The sequence below is a fragment of the Vibrio sagamiensis NBRC 104589 genome (assembly GCF_007990935.1).
In the GTDB taxonomy this organism is placed as follows: Bacteria; Pseudomonadota; Gammaproteobacteria; order Enterobacterales; family Vibrionaceae; genus Vibrio; species Vibrio sagamiensis.
This window is the reverse complement of the sequence record NZ_BJXJ01000002.1, coordinates 142,014-157,854: the sequence shown is the minus strand read 5'-3', so window position 1 is coordinate 157,854 and position 15,841 is coordinate 142,014. Positions and strand designations below refer to the sequence as shown.

Below are 15,841 nucleotides of genomic sequence, written 5' to 3'. Positions count from 1 at the left end.
TATATGAGTTACTTTGAAGCCTTCATTCTGGCGTTAATTCAAGGACTGACAGAGTTCTTACCGATTTCCAGCTCTGCGCACTTAATTCTCCCTTCCGCGATCTTAGGCTGGGAAGATCAAGGGCTTGCTTTTGATGTCGCAGTGCATGTCGGCACCTTACTGGCCGTAGTGATTTATTTCCGGCAAGAAGTTATAACGTTATTACGCGCTTTATTTGCTTCTATCTTTAGCGGGGAGCGAGGCAAAGAGGCAAAACTGGCATGGATGATCGTGATCGCCACCATACCTGCGTGTATCTTTGGTCTATTAATGAAAGATATTATAGAGCTTTACCTTCGAAGCGCTTATGTAATTGCAACCACGACTATCGTGTTTGGCTTATTGCTGTGGTGGGCGGATAAACATGCAAAACAAGCCGTCGATGAATATCAAACCGGATGGAAACAAGCGTTATTTATTGGTTTTGCCCAAGCGCTAGCCATTATTCCAGGGACTTCTCGTTCTGGAGCGACGATCACGGCGGCGCTTTACTTAGGCTTTACTCGAGAAGCTGCGGCACGTTTTTCATTTTTAATGTCAATTCCGATCATCACTTTAGCGGGGGGCTATTTAGGGATGAAATTGGTGACCAGTGGCGAACCGGTTCATACGGGCTTTTTATTCACTGGGATCATCACATCTTTCATTAGTGCTTACCTGTGTATTCACTTCTTCTTGAAGATTATTTCACGTATGGGTATGACGCCATTTGTTATTTACCGCTTGATTCTTGGTATTGGATTATTCACGTTTTTACTAAGCAATGGTGCTTAATTTCTCAAGGCCAGCTCTAATGAGTTGGCCTTTTTTCATCCTTCTAGTTCGATTGGTTAGTTGAGTATGTGTTGATGTCTCAAGCTTTGCGAAGTGCGACTGTAATTGCTTCAATTCGACGTTTATCTTGCTCAGTACGGATATCTTGGCCTGTAAAACCATCTCGGATAATAGCCTGAACATCAACGGCCGCTGCAGCTTGATAGGCTTTAGTAAATATCTCCGCCTGTGGGTAGGGCAAATGTTCTAACCCTTTACGGCCTGCGTGATCGGCTTGGCAACACAGTAAAATATCGGGTAAACGTTCAGGTTTGCGCCATACATCAAATTTGTTGAGAACTTTAAGGATGGTTTTCGGTTTGAGCTCAGCGGCTCGATGAATGTTGGAGTGCTGCTCGCAGACCATTAGCGCCAAGTCTCTAAACTCATTGGGGACCTTGACTCGTTTACATAACTGTTTAATAAGTTTTAAACCCGTATGGCAGTGCATTTTATGGCTTGGCCACTCACTTTCTGGCGTGAGCCCCTTACCGAGATCGTGTACTTGTGCAGCAAACCTCACCGATAAAGAGGCGCTTAAGATAGCGGCCTGATGGGCCACCATTAATGTATGAATGCCAGTGTCGATTTCAGGGTGCCACTGAGCGGGTTGCGGCACACCAAATAAGTTATCCAGCTCAGGTAGCACGATAGCGAGCGCGCCACACTCTCTAAGTACGGATAAAAATACATCTGGACGAGAGCTCGATAGGGATTTGTGCCATTCTTGCCACACACGTTCTGTGGTGAGTGTCTCTAATTCACCACTTTCGACAATACGGCGCATTAACTGCATGGTTTCTTGAGCGACTTGGAAGCCTTGAGGTGCCAACTTTGCCGCAAAGCGGGCCACACGTAATACTCTTAGCGGATCTTCAATAAATGCCTCAGAAACATGGCGCAGTTGCTTGTTTTCAATATCTTGCTGACCACCGTAAGGGTCGTGTAGTGCACCCGCTTCATCAATGGCCATGGCATTAATGGTTAAATCACGTCGAAGAAGGTCTTCTTCTAGGGTCACTGATGGGTCGAAAAAACACTCAAAACCAGTATAGCCTTGACCAGATTTACGTTCAGTCCGTGCGAGTGCGTATTCTTCTTTATTGCTGGGGTGCAAAAAAACGGGGAAGTCTTTACCCACCGTAATATAGCCTTGATTTAGCATCTCTTGAGGGGTTGAACCTACTACTACCCAATCTCTATCGTGATTGGTGAGCCCTAGTAAACGATCGCGAACCGCCCCTCCGACTAAATAAACCTGCACGAATTACCTCTTAATTTATCGATATGACGTTGGACATTGAGGCAAGCAGTGGTACTTTGCCCCTATTGATAATCGATGTTACCCCAAATCAATAGGGTCTGTTGAGCTTTTGTACTGATTATTGCTGCCATTTATGGCTTTTGTAGCATGACAATGTTTTGAAATGTCACTTTTCTTTTGCACAAAAATCACTCGAAAGGTCGATAGATTTCGATAAAAGTCATTATTTTGTAATGATTGGAAGTAAAAAAAGAACTAAATCAGACTCTAAGAGTCTCTTTAGTCTGATATAAGAAACTTCATTAATAAGAAATGGAGTGTATCTGGAGAGCCTAATGTATAAGGACTTTTTTGGGTTTGCTGAACTGCCTTTTTCGATAGTTCCAAACCCACGTTATTTGTATTTGAGCCAGCGTCACAAAGAAGCCATTACGCATTTAAAGGCAGGTTTGGGTGAAGGTGGTGGTTTTGCTATGTTAACTGGAGAGGTTGGCACAGGTAAAACAACGGTGGCTAAAGTGATGTTGGCTAACCTTGACCAGAAAACAAAAGCTGGTCTGATTTTAAATCCGACTTTCTCTAGTCAAGATCTACTTGAAGCGATCTGTGATGAGTTTGAGATAATTTATCCACCAAATGCGACCCCAAAGCAGCTTCATCAAGCTATTTATGCTTATCTACAGCATAATCATCAACAGGGGTTACAAACTTTGCTCGTTATTGATGAAGCACAGCACTTGGCAGCTGATGTTTTAGAGCAATTACGCCTTTTGACCAATTTAGAAACAGATACAAGAAAGCTACTTAAAGTGCTTCTCGTTGGGCAGCCTGAATTACAAAGGTTGTTACAAACGACCCAATTACGTCAGTTAGCGCAGCGTATTACAGGACGCTATCATTTACTGCCTTTAGATGAAAAAGAGACCGCGGATTATATTGCATTCCGTTTACATACAGCTGGCGGTGAACAGCCTTTATTTGACCGCTTTTCGACCAAAGTGATTGCAAAATACAGTCATGGTATCCCTCGCTTGATTAACCTGATTTGTGACAAGTCACTCAATCTGAGTTTTTATCAAGGCCATACTGACATTGATCGAAATACCGTTTACCAGGCTTGCGAAGAGGTGATGCAGTTTCAAGCGGATATTTACCAACAAGGAAGTACATCAGCATCACTGAAGTGGCCTTCTTGGGGGACCGCATCGCTTGGCGTTCTGGCTGCACTGGGCTTAGGTTGGCTGATGGTACAGAGCATGTCGTTAACACCACAAGTCCCAACACCTGCACCGATACAAGTTGCAGACGTAAAGGAAGCCTTGCCAGAAAGTCCCGCTGTTGTTGCTTCTCCTCCGACTCAAAACAACCACTTGACCGAGGACCAACGCAACTTATTGTTAGCACAACCTCATTCGCACTTGGCCGTCAGGGAGTTATATCAACAATGGGGGTATGAGTCATCAGTTCGGGACAATTTGTGTTTGAACGAGGCTCAATCGACCATGTTATGTCAGCGTAAAATGACGACTTGGCCAATGTTAGTCGCCCAAAATCATCCGGTTATCTTAGAGCTGAATTACCAAGGTAAAGTTGGCTATGTCGTTCTATACGCGATTGGTGATAACAAAGTAGAGGTGCTAAATGGCCAACAACGTCTTCGTTTACCTACCTCTTGGTTAAAACCACTGTGGCAAGGAAATATCATCGAGCTTTGGCAAGCGCCTTTACGAGAGACCTTACGTTTGGAAATGGAAGGGCCGGCGATTGAAGTGTTAGATCAACTGTTAGCATTAGCCGTGAATGAATCGCCATTAGGAACCGATACCTTTGATTCCTCAATCAAAGAGCGAGTTAAATTATTCCAACGCTGGCAAGATTTGAATGTTGACGGTATCGCTGGAAAACAAACACTGGATCGTTTGCAACAAAATGTTCAACTCAACGCGCCCCTGTTAGGTATGATTAATGAGGAGAATTTGTAATGTCTATGACCAAACATTTTGGCGCTTTTTTGATTCCTGTCACTTTAAGTGCGATTGGTTCTGCTTGGTACCTTGGGGTATTTAACCCGCGATCAGAACCTTTGACGATTGTTGAGACTGTCCAACCCGTTCCGCTTCCTAAAGAAACTTTGTCGTTACCCACTCGCGTTATGAAGCCAAAGTTTGAAAGTCTCGACTATCCGGAGCAACAAACTTTGCAGTCTTTACAGAGAGAATGGCCAGTCGCTAAGGTCAGAAGGGTGATTGGCAGTTTTACTGCTCAAGCTGGTAATGACACCTTATCGGCTAATGAAACCAATAAAGCCATGTTGAAGAATAAAGTTCCAACGAGCCCAACGATGAATAGTCAAGATACTCTTGGTGTTACTTTAAGTGATATTGACTTGACTTCTCTTTCTCCTGAGCTTGCTTCGACAGTAGAAGATGTCTTGACCAACAGAGATGGATATTCAGGAAGCAAGCGTTATTCCGATTCAACTGCCGCGAATGTGAGTCAGCTTGAAGCAGATAAAGAGAGATGGCGAGGGCGTTTACCAGCGCTGAACTTTCAAATTCATATTTATTCCAGCGATGAGCAACGTCGATGGGTCAAAATTAACGATGTGGAATATCATCAAGGTGACCTGATTGATAATCAAATCTTGTTAAAAGAAATCAGCTCTCATGGAGTAATCATTGAATTTCAAGGGGAACAAATTAGCATTCCTTCGACTTACCAGTGGAAAGGTTAATGTCGTCGAGATCAGGTAAAGGTTCAATAGGTTAAAAAGAGGGTCAAAAGCCAGTCGATATTAAGTGACTGGCTTTTAATTTTCCGTATAAAATTTTGTCTTGGGTCTGCTTGAATGCTGAGTTCATTAGCCAGGTGAGTAAAACAGTTAACCTTAAGCCCAACCCGCCGGTGATTTTTTCCTGCGAGGCATTAAGCTTGGCAGGAATAACCCAAGCAGCAAACCAATACCAGCGACACCACCACCGTAAGCGAAGTACTTCATAAACATATCTTCTTTCTGTGTATCCAGTTTTGCACGCAGTTTACGGTTTTCTGTTTCTACAGAAGTTAATTGGTCACTAATTTCAGAATACTTTTTCTCAAGATCTGAGATCTGCTGGTTTCGAGTCTCTAGAGAATTGACTAAACCCGCTTTCTCAGTATCTGAATTTTGACGAGCATTTGCTAATTGCTTTTTGACTTCCTCGAGTTCTTTTTCGATACGTGGAAGACGATTAGCCATACTTTCTTGGCTGGTTACAAATTTATTTTGTACCCAACCTGTACGACCACGAGAGTCACGCACTTTAGTGTAACCTGTATCTTTGTTTACTTGCAGCAGTTTTACTTTCTCACCAGCATTAACACTACCCATAATACGGTATGTATTGTTTGGACCAGAATGCATGTAGGTGAATAAATCATCCGAAATATAACGGTCTGCAGCGAGAGCTGTTGGAACTGCTAACAGTGTAAACAGAACCGTGATGAATAGTTTTTTCACAGTAAATCCCTTAACGATTTTCTTGGATATAGTCCAGGTGCCGTATAATTCGAGCCTGAAATAAGTGAATAGTATGAAGTTTCAAGCTTGTGTGCAACAAAAGAAAGGGAGGTTACCCTCCCTTAGTTATTAATTTATTACTTAAATGCAGTGGCCGAGGCGATAATTATGAAAATATTGCTTGGATTGCGTAGAAAAAAACTACTGCTAACAATGCACCCGCAGGTAGTGTTACTACCCATGAGGCAACGATGTTACGAACAACTCCAAGATTCAATGCTGCAATACCACGAGCGAAACCTACCCCTAATACAGCGCCTACGAGTGTTTGTGTTGTCGAAATGGGCAGACCTGTGCCCGAAGCAAGCACAACGGTGCAAGCTGTTGCAAGCTGAGCCGCAAAACCACGACTTGGTGTAAGTTCTGTGATACCTGTGCCGACCGTTGCCATTACTTTATGACCCAGCGTGGCTAGACCAACCACAATACCAAAGCCACCTAGTGGTAGGATCCACCATGCAATAGTACTTTTTGCTGTTACTTCACCAAGGTGTTCAACTGTGGATACAATTGCTGACAGGGGACCAATTGCATTAGCAACGTCATTAGAGCCGTGAGCAAAAGCCATAGCACAAGCAGTAATAACCATCAGTACGCTGAAGATGCCCTCTACACCAGAAAAACTGTGGTCTTCTTCACGATTAGCAAATTTCTTTTGAATGTAGTAATAGCCACCCACCATTACGGCAGTAGAAACCAATGCAGACCACATCCAAGCTTCGCCATTGTTTAGATGTAAACCAACATGCTTAAGGCCTTTCTTGATAGTTACCAGGGCAATTACCATTGTCGTAATGAACATATAAACTGGCACAAAGCGTTTGGCATTAATCAGTGGAGTTTCAGTATCAAAAATTAGACGTTGTGCACTGACAAAGATGGCGTATGCAAAAAAACCGGAGATAACAGGAGTGATAAGCCAGCTGCCGACGATACCTTGAACGCTGGTCCAGTCTACGGCTTCAGTGCCGACGGATACGCAAGCGAAACCAATAATGGCTCCAATAATTGAGTGGGTAGTTGAAACAGGCCAACCCATATAAGAAGCAAGGAGTAGCCAAGTGCCAGCAGCAAGCAAGGCTGACATCATACCAAACACGAGTACGTCTGGTTGATTTGCAAAAAGAGATGTTTCGATAACACCTTTACGGATAGTGTCGGTTACTTCACCGCCAGCAAGGTAAGCACCTGCAAATTCAAAGATCATTGCGATAATGATCGCTTGTTTTACCGTTAGTGCTTTTGAACCTACTGATGTGCCCATTGCATTGGCAACGTCATTCGCACCAATACCAATTGCCATCATTAAACCAAAAATTGCTGCAACAATAATCAGGACAGTGCCGTAGTTCGCAAGGATATCCATCGTAATACCTAGTTGTTTTATAACAAGCGGAGCAAAATTTCACACGCAACATGATGAAGACGTTGACGGTTATCAGCGTCCTTCTATTGTTTGTTAATGATGCTCTTCGTTATGTCGTTAACGTATTGATTTAAGATCGTGATAGCATCACTTCCAAGCGAGCACCTACGCGCTGCGCTTGATCGGCGATACCACCCACCCATTCAAGAATTTTGTATAAGAACATGACATCGATTGGGTTCAAGTCAGATTCAACAGTCATTAATTGCTGACGTAGTTCAATCTGCATTGCATCGGTATCATCTTCAATCACGTCCAATTGATGAATCATTTCAGCAACGAGTGTTACCTCTCGGCCTTTGAAGCCTGTTTCTAAAAGTTCATCAAGTTCATTGATGACTTTTTGCGCCTGGTTAGCCGCATCAAGGCAACGTTGAACGTAAGCAAGGAAGTTTGGTTGGAGAGCCTCTGGAATGACAAGCTGACGGCCATAAACACGACCAGCGATATCTTTTGCCAGATTTGCCAGTTTGTCTTGTTGAGTTAGAAGCTCAAGCATGTCAGTACGATCAACTGGCATGAACAAACCGCGAGGCAGTTTTAATCGGATCTCACGTTTTAGTACATCAGCTTCTCTCTCCAGATGAGAGATTTGAGCTCGGATTTCAGATGCTTTTTCCCAGTCACCCTTTGAAGATACTTCGAAGAACTTAACTAGATGCGAGCAACATTCATTGACACACACAACGTGGCGTTGCAAAGGTTTAATCGGGGACTTTGCAAATAACCCCATAATTGTATTTACTGGCATGGCCATTCAACCTAATCACTATAACCTTAAAAAAACATACACCATTTCTTGGCGAAATGTTGAACGATGGCTATAAAGGCGCGCATGTTAACGCATTACATGGTTCATTAAAACTGTTTTAGATCATCATTCAGCGGATATTTCTTACTTGCCGTCTGATAAATTAGGCAATATCCTGTTTCTATCTGCGTTGAAAGGTATAGTTATGGAAACCGAGATAGAACTGAAGTTTTTTGTTTCTCCTGAATTTTCAGAAACTTTAAAGGCAAAAATTGCTGAGACTAAAGTACTGCAGCACAGTTGTCGCGACCTAGGTAACATCTATTTTGATACGGCTGATGAATGGCTAAGAAAGCATGACATTGGACTAAGAATCCGCCGATTTGATGATGTTTTTGTTCAAACAGTAAAAACCGCAGGGCGTGTTGTCGCGGGCCTTCATCAAAGGCCCGAATACAATGCGGAACATACTAAAAATGAGCCTGAGCTCACACTTCACCCTTCTGACATTTGGCCTGATGGCAAAGATATTGAAACTTTGCAGTTTGAGTTGGCGCCATTATTTTCAACAAACTTTCTGCGTGAGCAGTGGTTGATCAGTTTATCTGATGGCAGTCAAATTGAAGTTGCGTTTGACCAAGGCTCTGTCATTGCCTTCGATAACGATGGTCAAGAAGTTAGTGAGCCGATTTGTGAAGTCGAATTGGAACTAAAATCAGGTCAAACCGATGCGTTATTCACTTTAGCTCGTACGTTATGTGAAGCGGGGGGAATGCGCTTGGGTAATCTCAGTAAAGCTGCAAAAGGATACCGTTTAGCGCAAGGGTACATTGGCGATGAAGTTCAACCTTTATCGTTAGTGGATAGCAAAAGACAAGACAGTGTCGAAAACTGCCTAATTCATTCTCTGGAACATGCATTGTCCCATTGGCATTATCACGAGCAAATTTATATTGAGCGTGATTGTGTCGCAGCCTTGCGTGAAATTATCAATGCAATTCGATTTATCCGACAGACGCTCACCATTTTTGGCGGTATGGTTCCGCGCCGCGCAAGCGCTCTTTTACGTCAGGAACTTAAGTGGCTTGAAGGAGAGTTTGATTGGCTGGATGAACATGCCCACCTTGAAGAATTACTTGAAGATAAAGGGAATGTTCTGCGTAAATTGGATGCTCGTAAATTCTTAGTCTCAGAATTAACTCAGCAATTTGAAGAACTACCAAGTCGAGATGAAACGCTTAATTTATTATGCTCTGCACGTTATACGGGGTTACTTTTGGATTTGAGTCGCTGGATCTTGACCCGAGGCTGGCAACCTTTTTTAGATGATAGAGCGCGTGAAAAACTGTCGAGTAATATTCAGCCTTTTTCTATTATACAGTTGGATCGTACTTGGGCTGAGCTCGTTGAAGCTTTCCCTATTGAACGAGAATTGTCTGCCCAAGCATATGTTGATCAACGTTACCGTTTACAACGTAATTTGTATACGGGGATTGGTTTTGCCAGTTTGTACGACCCCAATGAAAGGAATGCATTTCGTTTACCTTGGGAAGACTTAGTCTATGGTATTGATGACCTGTTAATGTTGAATCACCTATTACCTTTAGTAGGTATGCTACAAGGAGAAGAACAAGAGCAATTGGAGCGCTGGTTGCAGCGGCAAGAGCGCTCTATTCTTCATGCTATGGATCAAACTCGAGCAATTGGTATTGAAGTAGCGCCTTACTGGCGAGATTAATCATTATAGCATCAAGTCACAAAGCGAAATGTCGGTATTTCGCTTTGTGTAGGTATCAATAAGTCTCTATAAGTCGCCCACTGTATTTGACTGAGCGTTGCTTTTTGGATCACCGTGACTACAAACTGAGCTGATATGCTATTACGCTCTATTGTTGCAATTTTACACAAGGAAGAACTATGCAATTGCCTCAACGACTGGTTTCTATCTCTTATATGGCGGTACAGCAGGCTGAAAAAAAGGGTTATTACCAACAGTGGCCAGAAGATGTGGCAGAGCAATTTCGCTTTATATCCGGTTTGAGTCAATTTGTAATTGATGCGATTGCTCAAGATGATGATCTTGCTCAGTGTTTACCGAGCATGTTAGCGGAGAAACAACGTCAACAAGAGTATCGCGAACAATTGGCCAGTCTTTTGGCAGAAAGCCAAGATGAGAGTGCCGCTCATCGCGTTCTACGTCAGTTTCGTCGCCGTGAGATGGTTTACATCGCTTGGAAAGATTTCACACATGGATGGACCTTAGAAGAATCTTTGCATCATTTGTCACAATTAGCAGAGGCGATGATCGTTGAAACGTATCAATGGCAATACAAGGTGTGTTGCAAAGAGTGGGGCACACCAACTAACGCAGCTGGTGAAGCCCAACCGATGCTCATTATAGGAATGGGCAAATTGGGCGGAGGAGAGCTCAACTTTTCCTCTGACATTGACTTGATATTTACCTATCCAGAAAACGGTGAAACTCAAGGGACACGCCGTAGTATTTCAAATGCCCAGTTCTTTACGCGTCTTGGGCAGCGGATAATCAAAGCGCTGGATCAACAAACCTTCGATGGATTTTGTTACCGAGTCGATATGCGCTTACGTCCATTTGGTGAAAGCGGCCCGCTGGTGATGAGCTATGCAGCTCTTGAGGATTATTATCAAGAGCAAGGACGGGATTGGGAACGTTATGCCATGATCAAAGCTCGAGTCATGGGATGTGAGATGTACCCACAATATCAAGAATTACGCCAGATGTTACGTCCTTTTGTTTTTCGGCGTTATATCGATTTTAGTGCTATCCAATCACTACGTCGTATGAAATCAATGATCAGCAGTGAGGTGCGACGTCGAGGGCTAAGTCATAACATAAAACTAGGTTCAGGAGGGATTCGCGAGATCGAGTTTATTGCACAATCTTTTCAGTTGATCCGTGGTGGTCGAGAGCCGTCTTTACGAGGAAGAGGATTGTTAGAAACCCTTGAAGCGATTGGTCAATTAGGGCAGTTACCTCAAGATCAGGTGAATTATTTGACAGCAGCATATCGCTATTTACGTCAACTAGAAAACTTGATGCAAGCCATGGCAGACAAGCAAACACAAACTTTACCTGAAGCGGAAGAGGAGCGCCTTAAACTCGCTATAGCGATGAGAAGTCCCTCATGGGACGCGTTGTTAGAAGAGATCCATCAACACATGCACCGGGTGCATATCGTATTTGAAAGTTTGATTGGTGATGAAGAAGAAGATGAAGCTCAAGAGGTGGCACGCCATTTCTATGAGCTTTGGGATATGGCGGCAAAGTACGATGTCGTTGAGCAGATCCTAAGTCAAGATCTTGCCATGCATGACGTAGAGACGATGACGAAAGAAATCATTCAATTTAAAGCCGACTTAGCCAAGAAAACATTGGGGCCTCGAGGACGAGAAGTCCTAGCTCGTTTGATGCCAAAAGTTTTTTCGACCATTTTTTCTCATCCAGAAGCGATGTTTGGTTTATCTCGAGTGTTGCATTTACTGTACAATATTTGTACTCGTACAACCTATTTAGAATTACTCGATGAGCATCCAGCCGCCCTCGTACAGTTAGTTCGTTTATGTACCGCCAGCCCAATGATTTCGGAGCAGTTGTCACGTTACCCCATTTTATTGGATGAACTGATTGATCCTCAGCATCTTTATCGCCCAATTCCGTTGGATAGCTACCAAACTGAGCTACGCGACTTTCTGGCACGAATTCCAGAAGATGACATGGAACAGCAAATGGATGCTTTACGACAATTTAAGCAAATTTGTATGTTACGCATTGCAGCGGCGGATATTGCTGGAGCATTGCCGATAATGAAAGTCAGTGATCACCTGACCTATTTAGCCGAAGCGATTGTCGAAGCAGTGGTACAGCAAGCTTGGTTACAAGTATCCGAGAAATACGGTGAGCCCACCCACCTCCAACAACGGGAAGGGAAAGGGTTTGCGGTTATCGGCTATGGCAAAGTCGGCGGCTGGGAACTAGGATATAACTCAGACTTAGACATTGTTTTTATGCACGATTGCCCTGTCGACGTGTATACCGATGGTAAAAAGGAAATCGATGGCCGCCAATTTTATCTTAGGCTGGCACAGCGCATAATTCATATTTTTTCAACACGGACAGCATCAGGTATTTTATATGATGTTGATACCCGCTTACGACCATCCGGTGCATCTGGTTTATTGGTGAGTCCAACGTTGGCTTTTGATGAATACCAACATCAAGAAGCATGGACGTGGGAACACCAAGCCTTAGTGCGCGCTCGTGTCATTTATGGAGATGAACCACTCTCCATCGCCTTTCGTAACATACGTTACGATGTTCTATGTAAATCACGGGAGCAAGCTAAATTACAGCGCGATGTGGTTGAAATGCGTGAAAAAATGCGTCATCACCTTGGTGGTCAAAAGGCAGGGCGTTTTATGCTGAAGCAAGATGTTGGCGGGATTACCGATATCGAGTTTCTGGCGCAATATCTTGTACTTAACTTCAGTCATGATAAACCTAAATTGACACGTTGGTGTGATAATGTTCGTATTTTCGAAACGTTAATTGCTCAGCAAGTAATGGAAGAAGAGCAAGCGGTGCGCCTAACACAAGCCTACACATCGATGCGAGATGAGATCCATCGTCGAAACTTACTCAACTTAGATGCAGATGTAGCACAAACAAAGTTTATTACAGAGCGAGAGTGGGTTCAGCAAGCTTGGCAGCAATGGCTGACTACAAAATAGTAACTTAACAGTGCGGAGTTCTGCCGACAAAAAGCCTGTGTTAAACTTATGTTGATTGAATTTTTGGAGACCAACAATGAAACCTATTCTACCTGACTACAACAGTGCTGGCGTACTCATTATCGGTGATGTTATGCTCGACCGTTACTGGTATGGCCCAACTGGGCGTATTTCACCAGAAGCCCCAGTGCCTGTTGTTAAAGTAGAAAATAATGAAGAACGCCCGGGCGGTGCTGCTAACGTCGCAATGAATATCGCTTCACTGGGTGGCCATGCTCATATTGTTGGTCTTACTGGTATTGATGAACCTGCCAAAGTACTGACAGAAACCTTAAACTCACTCAAAGTGAAGTGTGACTTTGTTGCATTACCTAATTATCCAACCATTACCAAACTCAGGGTGATGAGTCGTAGCCAGCAATTAATTCGTTTGGATTTTGAAGATAAGTTCGAAAATACCGACCCAGAACCGGTACTATCTCGTATGGAAAGTACGCTCCCTAATGTTCAAGCGGTGATTATGTCAGATTACGCCAAAGGATCATTAGAGCACGTTCAAGCTTATATTCAGAAAGCACGAGCTGCGAAAGTGCCTGTTTTTGTTGATCCAAAGGGGGCTGACTTTGAACGTTATCGTGGTGCGACGTTATTAACGCCTAATATGAAAGAATTCGAGGATGTGGTTGGTAAAGTGACCTCTGAGCAAGAGCTTATCGAAAAAGCCCTTGCCTTGGTTGAAGAGTTCGATTTTGAAGCGTTACTGGTGACCCGCAGTGAGCACGGTATGACGTTGATCCAAAGAGGCCAAAAACCGTTCCACTTACCAACTCAAGCGAAAGAAGTGTATGACGTAACAGGTGCGGGTGATACGGTAATTTCTGTTTTGGCAGCGTCAATCGCTGCAGGTAAATCGTTTCAAGAGGCTTGCGCACTCGCTAATGCAGCGGCAGGCGTCGTGGTGGGTAAACTAGGTACATCAACCTTATCAGAGGTGGAACTGGCTGAAGCTGTGCACGGTAGTCAAGATACCGACTATGGGGTGATTTCAGAATCAACATTAATTGAGGCCGTCAAGAAAAGCCGCGCTAAAGGTGAAACAGTGGTGATGACCAATGGTTGTTTTGATATTTTGCACGCAGGCCATGTATCTTATCTCAACCACGCTGCAGAGTTGGGCGACCGACTAATTGTCGCGGTTAACACTGATGAGTCAGTCAAACGCTTAAAAGGCCCGGGTCGTCCTGTTAATCCAACGGATCGCCGAATGGCGGTGCTTGCTGGGCTCGGTGCAGTCGATTGGGTGGTGCCATTTTGCGAAGATACACCACAGCGTTTGATCTCTGAAGTTTTGCCGAGTTTACTTGTTAAAGGCGGCGATTATAAACCTGAAGAAATTGCTGGTGGTAAAGAAGTGATTGCTGCAGGTGGTGAAGTTCGTGTCTTAAATTTTGAAGACGGTTGCTCCACCAGTGAAATCATCAACGCGATTAAAGGCGGAAAAGGCTAAGTGTTGTCTTTGGTGGGCGGAATACGTGGCCTTATTTCTTGGTTGTGTTCGCACTTTTTGGGTTGCAATTAAGAGAGTAAATATAAAAACGCCAGTTGATTTTTCAACTGGCGTTTTAGTTTTGATATTATAAATTCTCTTGATGAGATTACTTAGGTATACGACTTTATTTTTTAGTTGTAATCAGCCCTGCATTGACATCAATGATATCTTGTTCACTGAGACTTCCCACTGCTTGATGTAACTGAAGTCGAGCCAGAATGTAGTCATAACGTGCGTTGGATAAGCTCTTATTTGCGTCGTATAAGCGACGAGTGGCTTCTAAAACATCTACAATAGTACGAGTTCCAACGTCAAAACCTGCTTCTGTTGCTTCAAGTGCAGATTTAGCTGATATCACTGATTGTTCATATGCTTTAATTGCGCCGATTGACGCATTAATGTTGTTATTCTGCGCTCGAACTTCTTTGGTCACACTGCGATATTCCTTTTCTAACAGTTCGCTAGCAGAAACATATTTGTATTCGGCCTGTTTTACATCAGAGCTGACACGTCCACCAGTATATAATGGTACTTCTAAATTAAGTCCGATATTGAGGCCATCAGTGGTATTGTTTCTTGAACTATTAGTTACGTCTGAGTAGTTATATCCGCCGTCAAGAGACAAGCTTGGCAGGTGTCCCGAATTTGATAAAGAAATATTGTCTCGAGCAATATCTTGAGCAATACGGAATGACAGTAAGCTAAGATTTTTATTTTTCGCTTCTTCTATAAGAGCTTGTGATGATTCTTCAGAAGGGCTTGCTGAGAAGCGTTCTGTATTTAAAACGTCTAAGTTCTTGTGTTCTTGCCCTGTGATTTCACGTAACGCCTCATAGTTGTTAATTAATTTATTTTGTGCGAGTACTTCGTCAGCCAACACTGCGTCGTACTGTGCTTGAGCATCGTGAACATCAGTGATGGCGGACAAGCCAACATCAAAACGTTGTTTAGTTTGTTCAAGCTGGCGTCCAACAGCAGCTTTCTCTGCACGAACAAACACCAGATTATCATTGGCACGCAGCACATCAAAATATGCTTGAGAGACGCGTAGGATTAACCCCTGTTGAGTTGCTGCGTACTTAGCATCGGATTGGCGGGCACTTTTTTCTGCAGTGTCTAGTGCGATCCAAGAACTACGGTTATAGATTTCTTGACTAAACCCAACACCAGCGGAAAGCTCATTTTGATCCGTGCTGCCACTAAGGGCAGAATTTTGAGAATCAGTATCACCACGAGTAATTGTGTAACCTGCACTGAGTTTAATCTGTGGAAGTAAGACACTGCGGGTGGAGTTGATTGCTTCAAAAGCCATATCACGCTCTGCGGCGGCATTGAGCAACTGTGGATCATTTTGTTTCGCTACATCATAGATTTCAGATAAAGAGTCTGCCCATGTTGCGGCGCTCAGACTGCCTAGTGCTGCGCTGATAAATAGTGGAAGCAGTTTTTTCATTTCCATTCTCGCGGTCTATAGATTGTTTAATTCTCAGTATTTTAACTTAGTTTTTGTATTGTTTACTTCAGTGTTTGCACTTTTTTACACTTAGCTCACCTTTCCTACAAAAAAAAAGAAGTGAAGTAAGCCCTTTCTTTAGGAGTCACTATGAGATTCTAGTACTTAGGTTCATAAATTTCCTGACCGATATTGCGGCTGTGGTGTTTATTATCAACTT

The 15,841-nt window shown here is 43.4% G+C and carries 11 protein-coding genes; 6 read left to right on the top strand and 5 right to left on the bottom strand.

Annotation, left to right across the window (positions count from 1 at the left end):
• Positions 1-3: 3 nt before the first annotated feature.
• Positions 4-813, top strand: coding sequence for an undecaprenyl-diphosphate phosphatase (locus tag VSA01S_RS01870; RefSeq protein ID WP_039978800.1), 810 nt, complete (start codon positions 4-6; stop codon positions 811-813).
• 79 nt (positions 814-892) lie between these two features.
• On the opposite strand, the gene VSA01S_RS01865 is transcribed toward VSA01S_RS01870, so the two are convergent.
• On the bottom strand, positions 893-2,116 hold the full coding sequence (locus tag VSA01S_RS01865) for a multifunctional CCA addition/repair protein (protein WP_039978802.1): 1,224 nt from the start codon (positions 2,114-2,116) through the stop codon (positions 893-895).
• A gap of 335 nt (positions 2,117-2,451) precedes the next feature.
• On the opposite strand from VSA01S_RS01865, the gene VSA01S_RS01860 reads away from it, so the two are divergent.
• Both VSA01S_RS01860 and VSA01S_RS01855 read left to right on the top strand, forming a co-directional pair.
• A complete protein-coding gene (locus VSA01S_RS01860) occupies positions 2,452-4,098 on the top strand; it encodes an ExeA family protein (RefSeq protein ID WP_039978804.1) in 1,647 nt (548 codons plus the stop codon).
• On the top strand, positions 4,098-4,850 hold the full coding sequence (locus tag VSA01S_RS01855; RefSeq protein WP_039978805.1) for a general secretion pathway protein GspB: 753 nt from the start codon (positions 4,098-4,100) through the stop codon (positions 4,848-4,850). Before VSA01S_RS01860 ends, VSA01S_RS01855 begins: the two co-directional genes overlap by 1 nt.
• 153 nt (positions 4,851-5,003) lie before the next feature.
• Here the strand turns inward: VSA01S_RS01855 and VSA01S_RS01850 are convergent, their stop codons facing one another.
• The 3 genes from VSA01S_RS01850 to VSA01S_RS01840 form a co-directional block, all read right to left on the bottom strand.
• A complete protein-coding gene (locus VSA01S_RS01850; RefSeq protein ID WP_039978807.1) occupies positions 5,004-5,615 on the bottom strand; it encodes a TIGR04211 family SH3 domain-containing protein in 612 nt (203 codons plus the stop codon).
• 166 nt (positions 5,616-5,781) lie between these two features.
• A complete protein-coding gene (locus VSA01S_RS01845; RefSeq protein ID WP_039978809.1) occupies positions 5,782-7,041 on the bottom strand; it encodes an inorganic phosphate transporter in 1,260 nt (419 codons plus the stop codon).
• Between the two features lie 130 nt (positions 7,042-7,171).
• Positions 7,172-7,852: a TIGR00153 family protein gene (locus VSA01S_RS01840; RefSeq protein ID WP_039978988.1), complete on the bottom strand. Its 681-nt coding sequence runs from the start codon at positions 7,850-7,852 to the stop codon at positions 7,172-7,174.
• A gap of 205 nt (positions 7,853-8,057) precedes the next feature.
• Here VSA01S_RS01840 and VSA01S_RS01835 point away from each other — a divergent pair, with 205 nt between their 5' ends.
• From VSA01S_RS01835 to hldE, 3 genes are all read left to right on the top strand, one after another.
• The gene (locus VSA01S_RS01835; RefSeq protein ID WP_039978810.1) at positions 8,058-9,590 is read left to right on the top strand and encodes a CYTH and CHAD domain-containing protein; all 1,533 of its coding nucleotides are present in this window, start codon (positions 8,058-8,060) and stop codon (positions 9,588-9,590) included.
• Positions 9,591-9,769: 179 nt separating this feature from the next.
• Positions 9,770-12,619 (top strand): bifunctional [glutamate--ammonia ligase]-adenylyl-L-tyrosine phosphorylase/[glutamate--ammonia-ligase] adenylyltransferase, encoded by a 2,850-nt coding sequence (glnE, locus tag VSA01S_RS01830; protein WP_039978811.1) that lies wholly within the window; start codon positions 9,770-9,772, stop codon positions 12,617-12,619.
• Positions 12,620-12,695: 76 nt separating this feature from the next.
• Complete coding sequence (gene hldE / locus VSA01S_RS01825) at positions 12,696-14,126, top strand: bifunctional D-glycero-beta-D-manno-heptose-7-phosphate kinase/D-glycero-beta-D-manno-heptose 1-phosphate adenylyltransferase HldE (RefSeq protein ID WP_039978812.1); 1,431 nt, start codon at positions 12,696-12,698, stop codon at positions 14,124-14,126.
• Between the two features lie 166 nt (positions 14,127-14,292).
• Here the strand turns inward: hldE and tolC are convergent, their stop codons facing one another.
• Positions 14,293-15,621 (bottom strand): outer membrane channel protein TolC, encoded by a 1,329-nt coding sequence (gene tolC, locus VSA01S_RS01820; protein ID WP_039978990.1) that lies wholly within the window; start codon positions 15,619-15,621, stop codon positions 14,293-14,295.
• Between the last annotated feature and the right edge of the window lie 220 nt (positions 15,622-15,841).

Excerpts from the sequence above, each read along its gene's own strand:
- VSA01S_RS01870 (WP_039978800.1), top strand. The coding sequence starts at position 4 with ATGAGTTACTTTGAAGCCTTCATTCTGGCGTTAATTCAAGGACTGACA.
- VSA01S_RS01860 (WP_039978804.1), top strand. The coding sequence starts at position 2,452 with ATGTATAAGGACTTTTTTGGGTTTGCTGAACTGCCTTTTTCGATAGTT.
- VSA01S_RS01855 (WP_039978805.1), top strand. The coding sequence starts at position 4,098 with ATGTCTATGACCAAACATTTTGGCGCTTTTTTGATTCCTGTCACTTTA.
- VSA01S_RS01845 (WP_039978809.1), bottom strand. The coding sequence starts at position 7,041 with ATGGATATCCTTGCGAACTACGGCACTGTCCTGATTATTGTTGCAGCA.
- VSA01S_RS01840 (WP_039978988.1), bottom strand. The coding sequence starts at position 7,852 with ATGCCAGTAAATACAATTATGGGGTTATTTGCAAAGTCCCCGATTAAA.
- VSA01S_RS01835 (WP_039978810.1), top strand. The coding sequence starts at position 8,058 with ATGGAAACCGAGATAGAACTGAAGTTTTTTGTTTCTCCTGAATTTTCA.
- glnE (WP_039978811.1), top strand. The coding sequence starts at position 9,770 with ATGCAATTGCCTCAACGACTGGTTTCTATCTCTTATATGGCGGTACAG.
- hldE (WP_039978812.1), top strand. The coding sequence starts at position 12,696 with ATGAAACCTATTCTACCTGACTACAACAGTGCTGGCGTACTCATTATC.
- tolC (WP_039978990.1), bottom strand. The coding sequence starts at position 15,621 with ATGAAAAAACTGCTTCCACTATTTATCAGCGCAGCACTAGGCAGTCTG.